The organism is Erysipelothrix sp. strain 2 (EsS2-7-Brazil) (assembly GCF_016617655.1).
In the GTDB taxonomy this organism is placed as follows: domain Bacteria; phylum Bacillota_I; class Bacilli_A; order Erysipelotrichales; family Erysipelotrichaceae; genus Erysipelothrix; species Erysipelothrix piscisicarius.
In genome coordinates this window covers 22,153-40,612 of sequence record NZ_SCFT01000003.1, presented here as the reverse complement: position 1 = coordinate 40,612, position 18,460 = coordinate 22,153, and the positions used below count along the sequence as shown (strand labels likewise).

Sequence of the window (18,460 nt, the reverse complement as noted above, 5' to 3'; positions counted from 1 at the left end):
GCATCCAAAAACACACACATCTTTTAGATTATATATTTTTTATAACGATTTTGATCTGATTCACGAATGACAGCTCGAAATTCTGCCCCTTTTTCCGTATAATTTAAACCAATGATTTCATAGTTGGAGGCAATCGCATCTAAGATTCCAAGATCCGCAAACGGGATTTCAAAACTTACTTTCTTAAAACTTGATTCCAGTTCAACTTCAATCGCATCAACCAGTCGATCTATGTCTTCCATGTCGAGGGCACTGATGTACATACGATTTCCAAATTCACTTTGATAGTAGACAATATCTTGATCCATTGCCTGGTCCATCTTGTTAAAGACGGTAATGATTTTACGATCCAGCACATCCAAATCGCGAAGCATTTTATACGTTGTATCCATTTGAATGTTTAAGTCAGGATTGGACGCATCCACCACATGAATAATTAGATCTGAATACTTAATTTCTTCAAGAGTCCCTTTAAATGCTTCTACAAGTGTATGGGGTAATTTTGATACAAACCCTACGGTATCCGTAAGAATGACATTCAGTCCATTATTAAGACGGGCTTTACGCAAGGAGGGCTCTAAGGTCGCAAAGAGCATATCCTTCACAAACACATGTTTATCGTTAGCTTGGGGATCACCATTGGTTAAAATTGCGTTCATTAAGGTTGATTTACCCGCATTGGTATATCCAACAAATGAGATAATTGGAAGATTTGAATTTAACCGTTTACTACGGGTAATTTCACGGTTTTCTTCAGATTTGGTTAAGGCATTTTGGACGTGAAGAATCTCCCGTTGGATGTGGCGTCGATCCAATTCAAGTTTTTGTTCACCGGGACCCCGTGTCCCAATGCCACCACCAGTACGAGATAAATAATCACTATACCCAATTAAGCGCGGTAAACGATATTTTAGTTGCGCAAGTTTTACTTGAAGTTTCCCTTCGGCCGTGGTTGCACGCAAAGCGAAAATATCAAGGATTAAATTGGTTCGATCAACAATCTTACAACCAATTAAACTTTCCAGATTTCGAATCTGTGATCCACTGAGTTCATCATTGAACACCACGGTATCGGCATCATAGGTTGCGACTGCACGCATCACTTCTTCAATTTTCCCAATTCCAATATAGGTCGCACTTTCAGGGCGATCTCGGTTTTGCGTAATCTGATAAACAACCGTTCCCTCAGCCGCTTCAACCAAATCCCCCAATTCAATCATGGATGAATCCAAGTCAAAATCTTTTTTCCCAAAATCCACGCCAACTAAAACGACGCGTTCTTTAATTGTTTTTGTATCTAACATGCATATCCTCAACCTTCTCTTATCAATATAACAAGTTTTATGAAAAAGATACACACTTATCCGTGTGTATCTTTTGGGTCTATTCTGATTTGGTATCGTTTAAGTGAGCTTTAATGATCCGTTTATAATTTATAAATGCATCCGTTAACAAAAAGTCTTCATTTCGAGGTTTGGGCGTATCAATGATTAATTCATACGTAATTTTCCCCGGTTTTCCACTTAAGACATAAATACGATCCGAAAGGAGTATCGCTTCATCAATGTCATGCGTTATAAAAAATGTGGACAGATTTAACTGACTCATGATATCCAAGTACCATGTTTGCATTTGATGTTTGGTAATTGTATCCAATGCGCTAAACGGTTCATCCAATAAAGCAACATCATCTGAGAATAAGAATGTTCTCAGAAATGCGACACGTTGTCGCATTCCACCCGATAATTGGGCAGGATACAGATGATCCGTTCCCTCTAAGCCAAAGGTCGCGAAATATTTTAGAGCCGCTTCACGGCTTTCTATTTTGCTCTTACCTTGAATCCGCAACGGCAATGCCGCATTATCAATGACCGTCTTATAAGGCAACAATAAATCCTTTTGAAGCATATACGAAACATGACCCGTCGTCCCTGTAATATCCTGTTTATGTAAAGATACGGAACCCTTATCAGGGTGAAGAAGTCCTGCAATCACATTAAATAATGTCGTCTTGCCAACACCACTTTCTCCCAAGATGCATACAACTTCACCTTGATTTAACGTCACCGAAACATCATCCAAGACACGCTTTGATCCATAAGCCATGGAAACATGTTCAAGCACTAAAACAGGTTTAGTTGAGATAGTCATTGGTAAATCCTACATTCTCAGCAATGGGCATATCAATTAATTGATTATCATAAAGCCATGCGTAGAATTGATTCCAACGCGCACCATCAAAGGTACCCCACTTCGTAACTTCAGCTTTATATTCTTTCGCAAGAAAATGTTGGCTTGCCTTAATCAAATCAAGATCAAGTTCCGGTACATGTTTCACAAGAATCTCCGCTGCTTCATCAGGATTTTCAATCGCAAACTCATACCCTTCTTCTAAGGCTTTTAAAACTTTCTTTGCTTCTTCCCCATTTTCTTCCAAATAAGCATTATTCGCAATCAAGACGGGACTGTAGAAATCAAGTTCTTGGCCATAATCCGCAAAGTTTAAAAAATGTGTATCCAAACCGGCTTGTTGGATGGCCATGCCATCCCATGCTTTAAAAATCCAGACTGCATCAATATCTGTTTGGAGTGCTGATACCACATCCGTAACGGTATTTGGAACCATTTTAATATCCTCATAATTCCCACCATCATCCGTTACAATTTTACGAATAATCGCTTGTTCGATCGGTGAATCCCATGTGGCATACGTATGTCCAGCCATTTTACGGGGTGCATCAATGCCTTTTTCTTTTAATGAAACAATACCTGACGTATTGTGTTGAATTAAAGCTGCTACCGCAGTAATTGGGAGTGGATGTTCACTTGCCAGTGCCGGTGCCATGGTATCTTGGAAACTAATACCAAATTCTGCACCCCCTGCTCCAATTAACGATGTTGTAGATCCTTCAGGCGGTTGTACAATCTCCACCTCAAGACCTTGCGCTTTAAAGAATCCCTTTTCCTGAGCTACATAGAGCCCAGTATGATTCGTATTTGGGGTCCAATCCAATACAATCCGAACCGGCTTGGACGACTTAGCGCCACATCCCGTTAAAAGTAACCCCAAAACCAATATCCCCATTAATTTCTTTTTCATGAATTATTTGCTCCATCTCTTTGTAAGGTTTCCGCATCAAGCCATGGCTGAGCTCGTTTTTGTAACCACGAAACAAGTCCCATTAATACCAAGCTTAAGAAAGATATAAAGAAAATTACGGCAAACATCTTATCAAACGAATACGATTTCCGTACACGCGTCATATAAACGCCCAATCCACTATATCCCCCCAACCATTCCGCAATGACCGCACCGATTAAAGAATACGATACTGAAATTTTTAAACTGGAAAAGAAATAAGGTAAGGCATGTGGAAATTTTATATGACGAAAAGTTTGAAAGGTATTTGCTCCCATTGATTTCATTAAGTTTAAAGCATCCTTATCACAGGACTGAAATCCATTCATACATCCCATTGTAATGGGGAAAAACGACGTTAAAATGATTAACGTAATTTTTGGAAGTAATCCATAACCCATCCAAAGTACTAAAAGGGGCGCTAATGCAACCGTGGGAATTGTCTGTGTCAAGATAATCAACGGATAAAACATTTTATGAAACCATGAAACATGATCCATAATGACCGCAAAGATAAATCCTAACAAAATCCCAAATGTTAATCCTAAAAAAGCTTCTAAGAGCGTTGTTTTCGCATGATACATAAGTAAACTAAAATCATTATTAAATGCTTTCACGACATCACTGGGAGCGGGTAACATAAACCGTGGAATCACTCCAAGTGATGAAAGACCTTGCCATAATACCAACAATCCAACAATTGCGGATACGGACAATAATCTATTTTTGATGTTTTGTGATTTTTTCATCAATGGTGAGAATGTGCGCTGTTGGCGCATAAGCAATCTTTACATATGCTGATACTTTATCGGCACCTGCCTTAACCGCAATGAGTTGACAGTTCTTAACAATTTCCATCAATTCATCATAATCCCCTTCTATCGATGTTTCAAACGGTCCGACAACATAGTTTAGACCCGTTTGCGCAATATATGCGATCACCTCATCCACAATACGAATTGTTTCTTCATTTGATGTTGTATTCGGTAAAATTTGAATTGCGACACTTGCGTTCATATGAACCTCCTTATAATATAAAAAACCTCTTCTCGTACGAAAAGAGGTATACACGTTTACTCAAAAAAAAGTATGCGATTAATACATCCCTCCGCCAGTATTAGCTGGATCAGGTACAAAGCTTAAAGCTTAGAGTTTAAAACGTAACCGTTTATTCTCAGCCCGAAATACGAGCACCCCTTGTACGAATTCAATTTTCTTAGTCTCTATCAGAAACTAACCCCATTATACTAAACCCACACTAATATGCAATCAAAAGACAAAAAAAATATAACCTGGCACTGGTTATATTTTCACAAGCAATTACGATTATGTATAAAGCACTCAGATGTGGTTTGCATCACGAGCAAGAAACAGTAACACTGGAGATATGAATGCAAGAACGCTTGTTAACCCGAATAACAGCGAATCATAGGGTGTTAATGTTATCGCTTTATAAACATTGTTGTAATATAAGAAAGCTGTAAACACATTTAATACAGCGTTAAGATAGAGCAATCTCTCATCACTCACTTCATGCTTTAAATTAAATATTTGTGTTGTCGCAAATACAAGAATCACCAAAAACGTTACGATACCCGTTACGGTCAAAAGTAAGTCTGGATGAATCACGGTTCGTGTAAGAACAATGAGCGTAAATGCAATAAACACGGCATAATAGTTTTTCATAAAATCCCCCTAACTATATGCATGTTTAGCTCTCTACACAGATTATACACAAACTACACAAATATAGCAAGCGCTTACATTAAAGAAGTGAATGCAAATACTAAAAGCGAGAACGTAAAAGGACTGTCACACACTCTAACAGTCCTAATTCAAACTCTAAAGCCGCTTATTGGGCCTCACACTTAAAATTATTTGCTTGCAATTCATTTAATACTTTTTCAACGGTAGCACCATCTTGATAAGGTGACATCAACAACATTGCATCCCGATCAAGACTCCCATCACGAAGCACCATATTGGTATAACCGTAATTATCTGCAAAATGCGCAACATCATTGCCGCGGATGCGATCAAAGCTATAAATAAACATCAAACTTCCTTTTGAATACCCATGTTTATTAAAGTAATCGACCGCATTCACATTATTTTGAGTATCGGCTGCATAACATGCATACTCTAATTTAAAATTAGTATACGTATCCGGATGTTTCGCATAATCTGCTTTGATTTTGCTTAATGCAAGATTTTGTAACTCTTTATATTCCTTCACATCATCCATGCTTGCATAAACATCACTCAGGCCTTCAACTTTAACGGTTGTTTGTTCCTCAGAAATTTTAACTTTATGTTGATTCATGGCAGCCATTGCTTCTTTATTAAAGGTTGCCTTGACGGTGATTTCCTCACCATTCACAAGATTTTTATCTTTAGAGAACGTTAAGGTTGTCCCTTCCACAATCGTTTGGAGATATGCCTCTTCAACATCTAAATTCGTATCATAGGCAGCAGTCCCACTTCCGTCCATACCTTCAAATTTAAATGTGAATTGTTCGAAAAGATTAAATTGCTCGGAATCATATAAACCTTTAACCACGACCTCTTTCTCCAAATGATCAAGACGGTACTTATGGGTTTTGAGAAGCTTATCTGTCAATTCTGACTTCTCAACCGCTAATTTAATCCGGTTTCCATTCGATAGCCCTTCTTGAGGACTCAAGTTATACGTTAAGCTCTCATAGATTTCTTTTTGATCAGGATTGTTGATGGCATCCAAATCCACTTCAAATGTAGCCGTTCCTTTTGTATCAACACCCTCAAATTCAACACTTACATATTTAAATGCGTCCAAAGGTTGTCCACTAAACTTCAGTTTCCAGACCGCAAACCCACCACCGCATGCGACAATTAAAACTAATAAGGCGATTAACGCATTGCGTTTATGCTTTGATTTTTTATGTTTTGTCTTGATGTGCTTATCAGAACGTTTTGGTTTTGACGTTTTGACCACAGTTTCTTCAACTGATTTTGGGGATGTTTCCACAACATAAACAGTTTCGATAACGTCATCCGGTTTTGATTCCACCTCATCGAGTATGTCATCAAGATCGTCGATGATTTCGTCTTCTTCATGGTTCGTTTCGATTTCTTCCAATTCTTCGAGTCGTTTTGCCTCTGCATCAAGCTCTGCGGCTTTCGCATCAACTTCATCAAGAATGTCATCCAATTCATCTTTTTCTTCCATCTGTATGCCTCCTACGCTTGTACTTTCACAAGAACTAATTCATCTTGTTTCACAAAGACCACGATAAATGCAATCACTGTCAGAAGACAAATGACCGCGGTAATTTTTCCTAAGACTAGTGAAAACATAAGTTTTAAAACTAAATTAAATGAGCTCGCACTCATCAAGACAAAAATACCCATAAGCGCATTCATTAAACCCAGACCACTCATCCATAAAACCAATTTACGGCTGAGGTAATACTTAGCATGTGCGTTTTCATTGCGCTCGATCATACGAATCACAAGCATCGATACAAAAAGTAAAATGCTGAGGATAATCCAAATCAAAGGACTCCCTTGATCAAACATACTCGTCATCTTCCCAAAACTACGATTACTCATCATCACCACACCCAAACTTACGACAGAAAGGGCTGTAAGTAAGGTCGCAAAAAATTGGGTACTGAATCCTGCTGTTGATGTCTCAAGAGGTTGTTCCAGTTCTTCAACTTGGGGCATTTCATCCACACCATCATTTTCGGGTTGGTTTTCATAAAGTGCTGCATAATGGTTTGCTACTGAAGCAACAACCTTCGCATATTTTTGGGGTGAAACCTTTGGTTTAATGTCACGTCGTAACTGATCCAACGCTTCATCCAACGATTCCACATGTTCGAGTTTTAACCGTTCTAATTGTTTTGAATTAAGCATGATAGGTTACCTCGCGTTCCATCACAATTCGTGAATTTTGTTTATAAGCATGAATGAGACCCAAGACTAAACCTAATACCGCGATTACACCCCATGCAATAATACGGTATACCGATTGTGTTGGTTCAGCGATTTCAAAAATCTTTGTAATTTTATTGACATTAACTAAAGTTAAAAAGTAAAACAGCGTCCCAACCAAACTGTAAATACGATTTAGATCCCCACGCTTTTCTTTAAAAGCGATAGAATCCCAAACCATCAACAAACCCACACAAATTGAGGCAACCATCAAAAGCGAAACCATGACTTTCGTCTTCATCACATTGCCGGAAAAGCGTTCAATATGGGTCATGGCATCAAAGATATTTCCAAATGTCATTTGCGCTAATACCAATAAGAGCACTGCTCCACCTAAAAGCACTGCTGGTCCCCATTTATAAATTATAGTTCCAAAATTTCCCTTTGTTTTAAGTCGATATTCTTCAATCATTGTTTGCATACAATACCTCCTTGTCGGTCTTTACTCTTCTATCTTAGCACAAAGCATACCCAGGCTAGATTATTGACTTGGGTTTTCATGGATAATTCATAAGAAAAAAGGTGCATCGCACCTTTAAATTTTGTCATTTCGATTTGAAATATATTGAATGATATAAACAAGTGCCACAATCACCCCAATACCACCGAGGCCTCCTAAAAACCATCGATACGATTGTACACTTGGTTCATTAAACGCTAAATAGAGTAATAAAATCGCTAAAACACCATACAACGCACTATTAAGAAGCATATTGGATGAAGCAACCGTTTTGTGTTTAACTTGTGCCAATGCGACCCGTTGACATTTTTTTAGAAAATCAAAACGATAACGAAGTTCCGCAATAATAGCAAAGCCGCCTGCCAATAAAAGGCTGAGGTATGGTGGAACGTTAAAACTGAGAAGAAAAATCCCCATCATAATCGCAATGACATAGCGATTGCGATAAAAAACAACCTGTTTTTCTTGATTTTTATTCACTCGGTACACATCACGTGTTAGAAAATCAGTAAATGTATTTTTTTGGTTTTCGCTCATAATTGACTCCTTTTCTTTATTGTACTGTAAACAATTTCGAATTCACTTGTCTTTTTTAACGAGGTTTTTGTATCTTTAACCAATTTGGTTGAGGTCCCCTCACCGCTTACCTATAATGACAGTGAACAATGAAAGATAGGAGACATACACACTATGTTTAACAACAACGAACAAACTTGGAAGGATCTCAAAGCGTTTGATACTGCAAATGAAATCCACCAACAACCGCAAACGTGGGATAAAACATACCACATTATTCTAGAACGTCGTCAAGAAATCCAAAATTTTATTAATCAAGTGATTAATGAAAAAGAATACGATGTAATCTTCACTGGAGCAGGTACCAGTGAATTTGTAGGAAATGCACTCGCACCTGTACTCGTTAAAGAGTTTAATTCAAACTTTAAATCCATCGCAACAACGGATATCGTAGCAACACCAGCGCTCTTTATTGATCCTGTGAAACCTACATTACTTGTATCCTTTGGTCGTTCCGGTAACTCACCTGAATCCATTGCAGCGGTAGATGTTGTGAATGAAATCAATAAAAATGCGAAACACTTAGTGATTACCTGTAATCATGAAGGAAAGCTTGCACTACGTGATGATGAAAACATCTTCTCAATCAAATTACCAAAAGAAACAAATGACCTCTCATTCGCAATGACAAGCAGTTTCTCAAACATGTTCCTTGCTGCGTTCTTGGCTTTCAACACTGACAACCTTGAAGCACTCTACCCTTCAATTAAAGACATTATCCGTGTGGGTTATGCATTTAATGAAGAAGGCTATAAAGTCGCAATGGAACTTGTAGAAAACTTTAAATTTGATCGTATTGTTTATCTTGGCGATGCAGATCAAAACGGTTTTGCTCAAGAATCCGCATTAAAAATGCTTGAACTGACTGCAGGTGAAGTTGTGACAATGCATAACTCACCACTTGGTTTCCGTCATGGACCTAAATCAATTGTAAATGGTACAACCCTGACGGTAGTCTACATGAAAGAAGATCCTTACACACGTCAATATCAAGTTGATATTATTAAGGAAATGAGTCCTCAACGTAATGGAAACCAAATCATGGTTGTAGATACAATGAACGACGATACAATTCGTGAACTCGTTGATGTTTATGTTTCAATTAACTATAATGAAGATACAAACAAAGATTTAGTTGGACTTAATATGGTGATGTATGCACAAGTACTTTCACTTTACAAATCGCTTGATTTAGATAAGTCACCGGATAATCCATGGCCATCAGGACTTGTAAACCGTGTCGTACAAGGTGTTATTATTTATCCATATTCCTACGAGGAGGAAAAATAGATGATTGGTATTGTCGTAACAGGACACGGACGTTTTGCGGAAGGTTTAACGTCTGCTGTAGAATTAATCGCTGGGAAACAACCCTCATATGAATCCGTACTCTTTTTAGAAGAAAAAGGACCTGAGGCGTTGTCTGAAGACTTAAAAGTTGCAATCAACAACGTTAACACTGGAGATGGTGTTCTTGTCTTTACAGACTTAAAAGGTGGAACACCGTTTAAAGAAGCCGTCATGATTGCGACACAACAAGAAAACGTGGAAGTTCTCACAGGAACCAATTTATCCATGTTACTTGAAGCCAGTCTTATGAGACTTGGTGAACCATTACTCCATGATTTCGCTTTATCATTAAGCGAGACCGGAGCATCGCAAGTCGATCTCTTTGACATCGCAGACTTACAACGCGATGATGATCTTGAAGATGGCGATGGCATCTAATCATTAAATCGAATTTGATAATCTTTCAAAGCTTATCAAATCAAATAAAAATACCAGCTAATCATCGCTGGTATTTTTATTGTATAAGGACTGCGCATACTCGGTGGGAGACAAGCCGAATTGTTTTTTAAACTTACGCGAGAAATAGTGAATTGAACTAAAACCTAAACGCATCGCTACCTCAGTAATGGGTAAGTTTTCTTCTAAAATCATGACTTGTGCTCGCATCATCTTAATGTCATTTATATACTGCTTTGGAGGCATATCCATGTTTTTCTTAAACAAAACCTGTAAACTTGAACGACTGATCGCAAAATGATCGCATAAATCCTCGACTGATATGGGTTCACAAATATTATTTAAGATATACTTGTTGATCTCATTAACCAACTCATTTTCAAAATTCGCTTGAATGGGATTGGAGTTCAAATGCTGTGTATGATTGGGACTGTCATACTGGATGACTAAGATAATCAATTCTTGGAGGTATGAAATCATTAAATCTCGTGAATACGGCACATTATATGTTTCTAAAATCGTTGAATGTTTAATAAAACTATTAAACAAATTATACATTTCTTGCGTACACGTAAAGACCTTATTCTTAATGTGATCAATATCATGCACATTGATATTCATGTCAAACATGATTGTTAAGTAAGAACATGATTTATCGCCCGCAATGCGCTGTTTATGAAATTGATTTGGGAAGTATAACATCATGCTTTGACTTTCAAGCGTGAATTCTTTGCCATCAATTTCCGTCACCAACTCTCCCGTATCCACATACGTAATTTCCCAATAGAAATGGGATTCTCCCGAAAAATGATAGTTTTTTCCCTTTACACTGTAATAATAGGAAAAAATATCTGTTACATAAAATTTAGGACGAATGGGTAGGTAACCAACTTCTTGTTCATTCTCGTAATGATGTACCGCGTAAACACCGTCCGATTGAATGGATTCTTCAATCACAGCACTTTGGGTAAGCGGAATTACGGTATAAGGAATATCTGGGTTTAATCGTGCAATCCGATGGATTACAAACTGTTCCGGATCGCCAGAAGGATCTAAAATCACAATCAATGCAATCCCTTCTAGAACTTCAAGGGTCACGGGTGCTGATACCGATTTTAAATATTTAGGAACCTTTCCTTCTACAAAGAATCGATGAACTTTATAGTTTGAAGGGTGATCTTGTACTTGTCCATACTTCAAGAATTGTGGGCTTGTCGTTTTTAAATACATAGTTTCTCCTTTTTTATTACGAATATTCTAATTTAATCATAAGATATTCTTGTTCTTATTGTGTGATAAGCAAACGAGTAAACACAAAAGTGCAAAACAAGTATAAAATTGTGCAAATATTATTTGTGAATGATAGGGTACACTTATAATATAAGAGCGCTTACATCTCTTATGGCAGAAGGAGGAGAGTTTAGATGCCTAATATTGTATTAACACGAATTGACAATCGATTAATTCATGGTCAAGTCGCAACACAATGGTGTTCCGCAATCGGAGCCAACTTAATTCTTGTTGCAAATGACGAAGTAGCATCAAATAAAATGCGTCAAGGTTTAATGGATATGGCTGCACCAAGTTATGCAACCACACGCTATTGGACTTTGCAAAAGACAATCGAAACAATTCATAAGGCTTCAGACAAACAAAAGATTTTTATTGTTTGCGAAAGCCCTGCTGACGTATTAACACTTGTGGAGGGTGGTGTTCCCATTACGAAAGTCAATATTGGAAACATGCATATGTCAGAAGGAAAACGTCAAGTAGCACAAGTTGTTGCTGTTGATGATCATGATGTGGAAGCATTTAGACGATTGAAAGAACTGGGTGTTGAACTTGAAATACGAAAAGTTCCAACCGAAAGTGCTGAAAACATCGATAAATTATTTCAATAATATATAGGAGGAAAGAATTATGAATAGTTTTTCAATTATTCAATACTTGCTCGTATTCATCGTTACATTTATTGTTGCGATTGATCAATTCAGTTTCCTTGAATCGCTATACCAACCAATCGTTGTTGGTCCCGTTGTCGGAGCGATTTTGGGTGATATGAAAACCGGGCTTGTTGTTGGGGGAACATATCAATTAATTCAAATTGGTAGTATGCCTGTTGGGGGAGCACAACCACCAAATGCAGTTATTGGTGGAATCATGGCAACAATCTTTGCAGTTTCCATGCCAAGTGTTGATCCAAGTGCCGCTGTGGGGATGGCGGTTCCATTTGCACTCTTAGGTCAATATGCTGTAACAACAGCCTTTACCTTAATGTCACCTTTAATGAAGAAAGCGGATGAGGCAGCAAAAGCTGCGAATCCAAAAGCCATTGAACAAATCAACTATATCGGAATGGGTTTAATCGGGCTTCTCTTTGCAGTAATCATTATGGTAGGTATGAAACTTGGTGTTTCCTTTAGTGGAGCAATCGTTGATTGGTCATCCAATAACAGTTGGTTTATGGCTGGTCTTGCAGCGGGTGGTAAAATGATGCGTTATGTCGGATTCGCAATTCTTATGAAGATTATGCTTTCCGGAGAACTCTGGGGATTCTTCTTCCTTGGATTTGCATTCGCTACGATTATCAGTAAAGTTCCAGGACTTGGTGGTTCCGCATTGCTTATTATCGCAATGATTGGTACCGCAATCGCAATCTACGATTTCCAAACAAATACAAAACTACGTGACTTAACAGCAGGTGGAGGTGATGAAGATGGAATCTAATACATATAAAGATCTTAATCCAGCGCAACAACTGGATAAGAAAACATTAAATAAAATGGTTTGGCGTTCACTCTTCTTACAATCATCGTTCAACTATGAACGTATGCAAGCAGGTGGATGGCTCTACGGTATTTTACCTGGACTTGAGAAAATTCATACAGACAAAGATGATCTCTCAGCATCCATGGAACATAACTTAGAGTTCTTTAATACGCACCCATTCCTTGTTACGTTTGTAATGGGTATTGTGCTTTCACTTGAACAACAAAAAGCTGATATTCCAACCATTCGTGCCGTACGTGTTGCGGCTATGGGACCACTTGGTGGTATTGGGGATGCGCTCTTCTGGTTAACATTAGTACCAATTACGGCGGGACTTACTGCTAACATGGCAATTAATGGAAGTTTAATGGGACCAATCTTATTCCTCTTAATCTTCAATATTGCGCAATTTGCAGTTCGTTACTTCTTAATGCATAAATCGTATGAGCTTGGTACAAACGCTGTATCACTCTTTACAGAAAATGCGAAAGAGTTTACACGTGCCGCAAGCATTCTCGGTGTATTTATTGTTGGGGCACTTGTATCAAACTATGGTGCTACATCCCTACGTATTTCAATTGATCAAGGTGGTGGGGCCTTTATTAACTTCCAAGAAGTCTTGGATGGTATCTTACCTCAATTGATTCCGTTAATTATTACACTTATGCTCTTTGTACTTGTTAAGAAACACAACTGGACCCCTACAAAATGTATTGGATTATTACTTGTAATGGGTCTTGTAGGTACTGCATTTGGTATTTGGGCTGAAGACTCGGGTGCACTTGATGCAAACGGTAATCCAATCCAAGGTGGTTATACACCAATTGTGGAATGGTATAAATTACCGACACCGAAAGAAGCAAAATAATCAGAAAATCAGGGATGCTCGCATCCCTTTTTTATTTGTCCAGATAATGTAGTTTGTGTAGTTTATGTAGGTTTTATAACATCTATGGTGTTTTTTATGACAGATAACCCATTCCAAACGGACTTGGATTATACAATGGTTCTATCAAAGAATGGAGAACCAGTTATGAAAAAAACCTTACAAAAACTAAGTCTTGGACTTATCACCGCAGTTTTAGTATCGACAACATTTACCGCAGTATCTGCGCAAGAACCAACCATCGTCGAAGATGTCATCATCGACCAAAAATTTGCGCATGCATCCGGACGTGTTGATTCCGACTTTTTCTATTATGAAGTTGTAATCAACAATAACGGGAAAAATACCGAACGCTTTGATGGTTACGACTTTAATGCCAACTTCAGCCTTAAAACCGCTCCTGAGGGACGACGTTTAAAATATGTCACCAATGCAATCGATCATGTCTATTACAAGAAAGATTGGTATGGCGGGGACCGCAAAGCCGCTACTGCGATGGTATGGGATAATGAAGAAGGACAATGGAAAGTACCAAACCCTTGGGTTGATATTGATGGGAATCCATTGGCAACAGTAACACCGGGGAATCCAAATGGCATTCGACTTCGCATGTTTGATACCGGTAAAGGTGCCTTGGCTCTACGTCCGAAATCTGAAACACCCCTCCCTGAAACGGGTCTGTCTGGTCCGTACCAATCCCTTTTGAATGGTGGTTGGAATTTAAAAGAAATCTCATTTAACAGCAAAGACAACAACGTGCTTGCATTTGATTTATTTGATGGCGAAACAAATATCGTAAATAATGGAAAAATCTTTGAAATCAGCCAAGAAAAAGATGAATCATTATGGCCTCATGCCCATGGTGCTTGGCATTCATTTAGCTTCGGTAATTATGTTTACTATGAAGTGGAAAATGATGCAAAGATTTCATATGAGCCTTTAACCATTCAAGATTCTTATAATCTTGATGAATCACTAACACTCAGCACATCAGCATCCATCACCGCACCGGTAACGTTTAAATTAAACTATCAATGGCAAGTAAGTGCCGATAACGATGTCTTTACCGATCTTGAAAACGAAAACGAAGCAACACTTTCACTTCAAGCAACAAAAGACAACGATGGCGCATTCTACCGCCTTGTGATCGGTGTTGATCGTTCAAGCACCGAAGTTACAACAAATGCCGTACAACTCAATGTAAATAAAAACCTTCTCTCATTTAATACACAATTAAGTGATGTTGTAAATCCTGAGTCACAATACCGTTATGCTCAAGAGTCCGTAGGAACCTTACCAACCCTATCTCATGAAACGCATGAGTTTATTGGATGGACTTACGATCAAGAAGGATTACAACCTGTAACAGAAACCGACACGCTTGAAGGGGATACTGTTTTATATGCTTCTTGGAATCGAATCCATGCATTAGAGCTTGTGGTCGATTCAAGCATTGAATACAAACTGGGTACTGTATGTGAAGAAACAGACTTCCTGCGAGATATCAACGCTCATGTGCGTCGTGTGGATGCATCCCGTATGCTTCCACAAATTCAACTAACTTCAAATTTTGATACCGTTGTGAATTTAAACCAACTTGGCAATTATGAAGTTACAGTATCCGTTTCAGATCCCACAACTTATAGTGTTTCCGAACAGAAGGTTATGGTAGGAATTGTGGATGGCGATGTGGAAACACCAACGCCATCACTTCCAGAAACAGAAACACCCATTAAACCCAATCCTCGCCCGGAAACAAAACCCGAAGTAAAACCTAACTTACCACAAGGTCCAACACATATACAATCCGAAAACAACCTTGAAGAACGTGTTGAAAATGGAAATATCACAACATCAAAAAATACGGTCTTTGTAATTAATGATAACTCGGGACAGATTCATAGTAATGATGCGGTCGATATGGATTCACTTCCTAATACAGGAATGAATGCGAGTATCAAACCCTTTATCGGTCTTGGTATTGTCGTAGTTGGTATGTTCATGGCGACACGTCGCCGTAAAGACTAAAAAAACCCATTCCAATTGGAATGGGTTTTCTTTAACTAAGCTTCAAGCTCATCAACATGCGTTGCATATTGATAATCATCAAGGTAAAGCTTGATGTAATCTTTAATGAGGGCATCCGCATGATTCTCTACGATACCATCTTTAATACGACGGTATTGGTATGGCATGTATTGTGAGATCAATGTCATTGGAATTTCCACAGCATCTAAGTTTGCAACAAGTTTTGTAATCGCTGCTTGAACTGAAGGTACCGGCAAGTAGTAACGTGCACGATCACTGTAGCTGTATTTACGTTTAATAAAGAGTTCTGCTTCGGTTCCATGGTAATGTTTTTGCCAGTTACCCGGTTGGTCAAGCATTGCTGCTTCTAAAACATCCACAAAGTTTGATGGATCCGTACAGATTTGGCTTTCGATATGTGCAAGGGCAAAGAGTGCTTCACGGTATGCAAACGTTAATGCTGGCCCAACCTTCAAGATTGTGATACCATCTTCAACCATTTCACGTAGATGTGTCGGTGTTTGATAGTCTGTTGAATGACCTTCAAATACAAATGAATCAAATTCACGTTTTAACGTATCTGTGAGTTCTTTTGCATTTTCACGATTGTATTGGAATAAATCCGCATCACCAAACTCAACACCCGGTTGTACAACAATACCAATTACTGAATCAAATACTTTTTCCACATTGGCTGCTTTAAACGTTTCTTGGAATACACGGTATGTTTCTTTAAATGCTTCAGGAGATGTTACTGCTAAAGTATCTTCTTCCTCTTGAGCACCACCTGGAATTGGCACTTCACTACCAATAATAAATGCAGGGAATACTGCTTCGGGATCTTCTTTGAGTAAATCATCATAAGCTTCTAAACAAACTTTTGCCATCATTGCTGAACGACGTGCAATAGTTTCATTTGATAACACTTCTTCAGTGCTATCATCTGCAACACGCATTGATGTATCTAAGTGAATTTTTGTAAAGCCGGCACGAACATAAGCATAGACTAAGTCACATGCATTTTTCATTGCTTCATCTTCATTTAAATCCGTCCATGTTAAAGGACCTAAATGGTCACCACCAAGAATAATGCGTGATTTGTCATATCCAACTTTGTCGGATAATTCATAAACAAACGCTTTAAAATCAGCAGGTTGCATGCCTGTATAACCACCAAATTGATTTACTTGGTTTGCAGTTGCTTCGATTACTACTGAAGAATTGTGTTCCTTTGCGAACTCTAATGTTGCTTCAAGTACGGGTCCGCTTGCCGTACATGCAGAATAAACACCCACAGGACGTTTATTGTTTAATAAAAATAATGGATTTTTTTTCATCTATGTCACCTCTCGAGTATAGATTATCATGTTCAACGTAACAGTGATTTAGTTTAATAAACAATTCAGTTGTACTTTTCGATTTACGTTTGAAAAATGCAAACGAAACATTCGAAAGAAAAAAACGGCCGAAGCCGTTTTATTAATAAGTCTCTTTTATTTCTTTTGGTTTATCGATGAAATTTAAGAATAGGTTTAAGAGAATTCCGACAATCGCCGCTAAACTCATCCCTGTTAATGACGTTTGTGATGTAATTTGAACACTCGCACCACCTAGACCAATCACCAACATGGATGCAACGACAACCAAGTTTTTCATATCGGAGAGATCGGTACGATCTTTAATCAGCACCTTAATACCGTTTGATGCAATTAAGCCATAAAGCACAATCGTCATACCACCAATAACAGCCCAAGGAATGCTTGTGATAAAGGCTTGAACCCAACCTAAGAATCCAAGTAAGATTGCGAAGATTGCAGCCAATCCGGTTACATACACTGAACCAACACCGGTCATTGCAATAACGCCTGTATTTTCACCGTAAGTCGTGTTAGCCGGACCCCCAAGGGCAGCCGAGACAAATGTAGCCAATCCATCACCTAAAATAGTACGGTTTAATCCTGGACTATCAAGATAATCTTCACCCGTAATCTCACCGAGAACTACGTGATCTCCAATGTGTTCCGCAATCGTTACAAGCGCTAATGGTGCGAAAGCCGCAACGGCTGTGAAATCAAGTTTATATGTTCCAATAAATTGGAATTTTGGAATTTGGAAGAAACTGTATCCTTGGAACACGGTACCCAGATCCACCAGTCCTAAAGCAACTGATGTAAAGTATCCTACAAAAATAGCGACTAAGAATGGAACAACTTTAATAAAGCCCTTTCCTTTAATTGAGACGAGCACAACACTCATAAATGTTACAAATGCTACTAAAGGAACTTTCCAAGCAGCACCCTGTACACCAAGATATTTACCTTGTTCTAAGAGAACATCAATACCCATTAAACCTGCTTCTTTAACCGCTGTTGGTGCAAGGGATAATCCGATAATCACAATCATCGGCCCTACAACAACGGGTGGTAATAATTTCTTAATCCAACCACTACCCGTAAATGTAATGATGATGGAAACAACTAAGTAGATAAGACCTACAACCATAAGACCGGTATAAGCACTTGCTGCGCCTCCGGTTGAAGCGATTGCGGCAGCAACACTTCCAATATATGCAAAGGAGCTTCCTAAATAAATTGGAACCTTAGCACCTGTACATAGAATGTAAATCAAGGTACCGATACCACTTGCGACCAGTGCGACCCCTACATCCAATCCCGTTAAAAATGGAACGAGAATGGTTGCCCCAAACATCGCAAAAACATGTTGCAAGCTTAGAATAATCCACTTGCTTGTTGAGCTGGGTTTTTCTTGAACCCCGACTGTAAGATTATGACTCATGTGTAAAACCTCTTCTTTCTCCCGTATGGTCTTTTATACAAAAGGACACCCGAAGGTGTCCTTTAAGTTTAAATAAGGTAAA

Annotated in this window: 19 protein-coding genes and 1 riboswitch; of the genes, 6 read left to right on the top strand and 13 right to left on the bottom strand. The window is 38.5% G+C overall.

The window, feature by feature from the left end; genetic code table 11:
• Positions 1 to 23: 23 nt before the first annotated feature.
• The 10 genes from hflX to EPJ90_RS02020 all read right to left on the bottom strand — a co-directional run bounded on the left by hflX (position 24) and on the right by EPJ90_RS02020 (position 8,114).
• The gene (gene hflX, locus EPJ90_RS02065; RefSeq protein ID WP_200542518.1) at positions 24 to 1,304 is read right to left on the bottom strand and encodes a GTPase HflX; all 1,281 of its coding nucleotides are present in this window, start codon (positions 1,302 to 1,304) and stop codon (positions 24 to 26) included.
• 79 nt (positions 1,305 to 1,383) lie between these two features.
• Positions 1,384 to 2,151 (bottom strand): ABC transporter ATP-binding protein, encoded by a 768-nt coding sequence (locus tag EPJ90_RS02060; RefSeq protein WP_161636985.1) that lies wholly within the window; start codon positions 2,149 to 2,151, stop codon positions 1,384 to 1,386.
• The gene (locus EPJ90_RS02055) at positions 2,135 to 3,100 is read right to left on the bottom strand and encodes an ABC transporter substrate-binding protein (RefSeq protein ID WP_161636984.1); all 966 of its coding nucleotides are present in this window, start codon (positions 3,098 to 3,100) and stop codon (positions 2,135 to 2,137) included. Before EPJ90_RS02055 ends, EPJ90_RS02060 begins: the two co-directional genes overlap by 17 nt.
• Positions 3,097 to 3,888 (bottom strand): ABC transporter permease, encoded by a 792-nt coding sequence (locus EPJ90_RS02050; RefSeq protein ID WP_161637072.1) that lies wholly within the window; start codon positions 3,886 to 3,888, stop codon positions 3,097 to 3,099. The genes EPJ90_RS02055 and EPJ90_RS02050 overlap by 4 nt, the downstream gene beginning before the upstream one ends.
• Positions 3,860 to 4,156: a thiamine-binding protein gene (locus tag EPJ90_RS02045; RefSeq protein WP_013852597.1), complete on the bottom strand. Its 297-nt coding sequence runs from the start codon at positions 4,154 to 4,156 to the stop codon at positions 3,860 to 3,862. Before EPJ90_RS02045 ends, EPJ90_RS02050 begins: the two co-directional genes overlap by 29 nt.
• 69 nt (positions 4,157 to 4,225) lie before the next feature.
• Positions 4,226 to 4,347, bottom strand: a riboswitch (TPP riboswitch).
• Between the two features lie 133 nt (positions 4,348 to 4,480).
• Positions 4,481 to 4,825, bottom strand: a complete 345-nt coding sequence (locus EPJ90_RS02040) for a hypothetical protein (protein WP_125164145.1) — start codon at positions 4,823 to 4,825, stop codon at positions 4,481 to 4,483.
• Positions 4,826 to 4,991: 166 nt separating this feature from the next.
• Positions 4,992 to 6,347: a hypothetical protein gene (locus EPJ90_RS02035; protein WP_200542517.1), complete on the bottom strand. Its 1,356-nt coding sequence runs from the start codon at positions 6,345 to 6,347 to the stop codon at positions 4,992 to 4,994.
• Positions 6,348 to 6,358: 11 nt separating this feature from the next.
• On the bottom strand, positions 6,359 to 7,039 hold the full coding sequence (locus tag EPJ90_RS02030; RefSeq protein WP_200542516.1) for a hypothetical protein: 681 nt from the start codon (positions 7,037 to 7,039) through the stop codon (positions 6,359 to 6,361).
• Entirely contained in the window at positions 7,032 to 7,538 is a 507-nt protein-coding gene (locus EPJ90_RS02025; RefSeq protein WP_200542515.1) for a hypothetical protein, read from the bottom strand. The genes EPJ90_RS02030 and EPJ90_RS02025 overlap by 8 nt, the downstream gene beginning before the upstream one ends.
• A 114-nt stretch (positions 7,539 to 7,652) precedes the next feature.
• Positions 7,653 to 8,114 (bottom strand): hypothetical protein, encoded by a 462-nt coding sequence (locus tag EPJ90_RS02020; RefSeq protein ID WP_161636980.1) that lies wholly within the window; start codon positions 8,112 to 8,114, stop codon positions 7,653 to 7,655.
• Positions 8,115 to 8,267: 153 nt separating this feature from the next.
• Here EPJ90_RS02020 and EPJ90_RS02015 point away from each other — a divergent pair, with 153 nt between their 5' ends.
• Both EPJ90_RS02015 and agaF read left to right on the top strand, forming a co-directional pair.
• The gene (locus EPJ90_RS02015) at positions 8,268 to 9,443 is read left to right on the top strand and encodes an SIS domain-containing protein (RefSeq protein WP_161636979.1); all 1,176 of its coding nucleotides are present in this window, start codon (positions 8,268 to 8,270) and stop codon (positions 9,441 to 9,443) included.
• Positions 9,444 to 9,881: a PTS galactosamine/N-acetylgalactosamine transporter subunit IIA gene (gene agaF, locus EPJ90_RS02010; RefSeq protein WP_125164140.1), complete on the top strand. Its 438-nt coding sequence runs from the start codon at positions 9,444 to 9,446 to the stop codon at positions 9,879 to 9,881. It abuts the gene before it with no gap.
• Between the two features lie 57 nt (positions 9,882 to 9,938).
• Here the strand turns inward: agaF and EPJ90_RS02005 are convergent, their stop codons facing one another.
• Complete coding sequence (locus tag EPJ90_RS02005) at positions 9,939 to 11,129, bottom strand: AraC family transcriptional regulator (RefSeq protein ID WP_200542514.1); 1,191 nt, start codon at positions 11,127 to 11,129, stop codon at positions 9,939 to 9,941.
• Between the two features lie 194 nt (positions 11,130 to 11,323).
• Here EPJ90_RS02005 and agaV point away from each other — a divergent pair, with 194 nt between their 5' ends.
• The 4 genes from agaV (at position 11,324) to EPJ90_RS01985 (ending at position 15,582) form a co-directional block, all read left to right on the top strand.
• The gene (agaV, locus tag EPJ90_RS02000; protein ID WP_161636977.1) at positions 11,324 to 11,800 is read left to right on the top strand and encodes a PTS N-acetylgalactosamine transporter subunit IIB; all 477 of its coding nucleotides are present in this window, start codon (positions 11,324 to 11,326) and stop codon (positions 11,798 to 11,800) included.
• 19 nt (positions 11,801 to 11,819) lie between these two features.
• Positions 11,820 to 12,626, top strand: coding sequence for a PTS mannose/fructose/sorbose/N-acetylgalactosamine transporter subunit IIC (locus EPJ90_RS01995; RefSeq protein WP_161636976.1), 807 nt, complete (start codon positions 11,820 to 11,822; stop codon positions 12,624 to 12,626).
• The gene (locus EPJ90_RS01990; protein ID WP_125164136.1) at positions 12,616 to 13,536 is read left to right on the top strand and encodes a PTS system mannose/fructose/sorbose family transporter subunit IID; all 921 of its coding nucleotides are present in this window, start codon (positions 12,616 to 12,618) and stop codon (positions 13,534 to 13,536) included. Before EPJ90_RS01995 ends, EPJ90_RS01990 begins: the two co-directional genes overlap by 11 nt.
• Before the next feature lie 165 nt (positions 13,537 to 13,701).
• Complete coding sequence (locus tag EPJ90_RS01985) at positions 13,702 to 15,582, top strand: LPXTG cell wall anchor domain-containing protein (RefSeq protein WP_200542513.1); 1,881 nt, start codon at positions 13,702 to 13,704, stop codon at positions 15,580 to 15,582.
• A 35-nt stretch (positions 15,583 to 15,617) separates the two neighbouring features.
• Here EPJ90_RS01985 and EPJ90_RS01980 read toward each other — a convergent pair whose 3' ends face one another.
• Complete coding sequence (locus EPJ90_RS01980) at positions 15,618 to 16,919, bottom strand: class II D-tagatose-bisphosphate aldolase, non-catalytic subunit (protein ID WP_161636975.1); 1,302 nt, start codon at positions 16,917 to 16,919, stop codon at positions 15,618 to 15,620.
• Between the two features lie 142 nt (positions 16,920 to 17,061).
• A complete protein-coding gene (locus EPJ90_RS01975) occupies positions 17,062 to 18,378 on the bottom strand; it encodes a uracil-xanthine permease family protein (RefSeq protein ID WP_161636974.1) in 1,317 nt (438 codons plus the stop codon).
• Positions 18,379 to 18,460 lie beyond the last annotated feature (82 nt).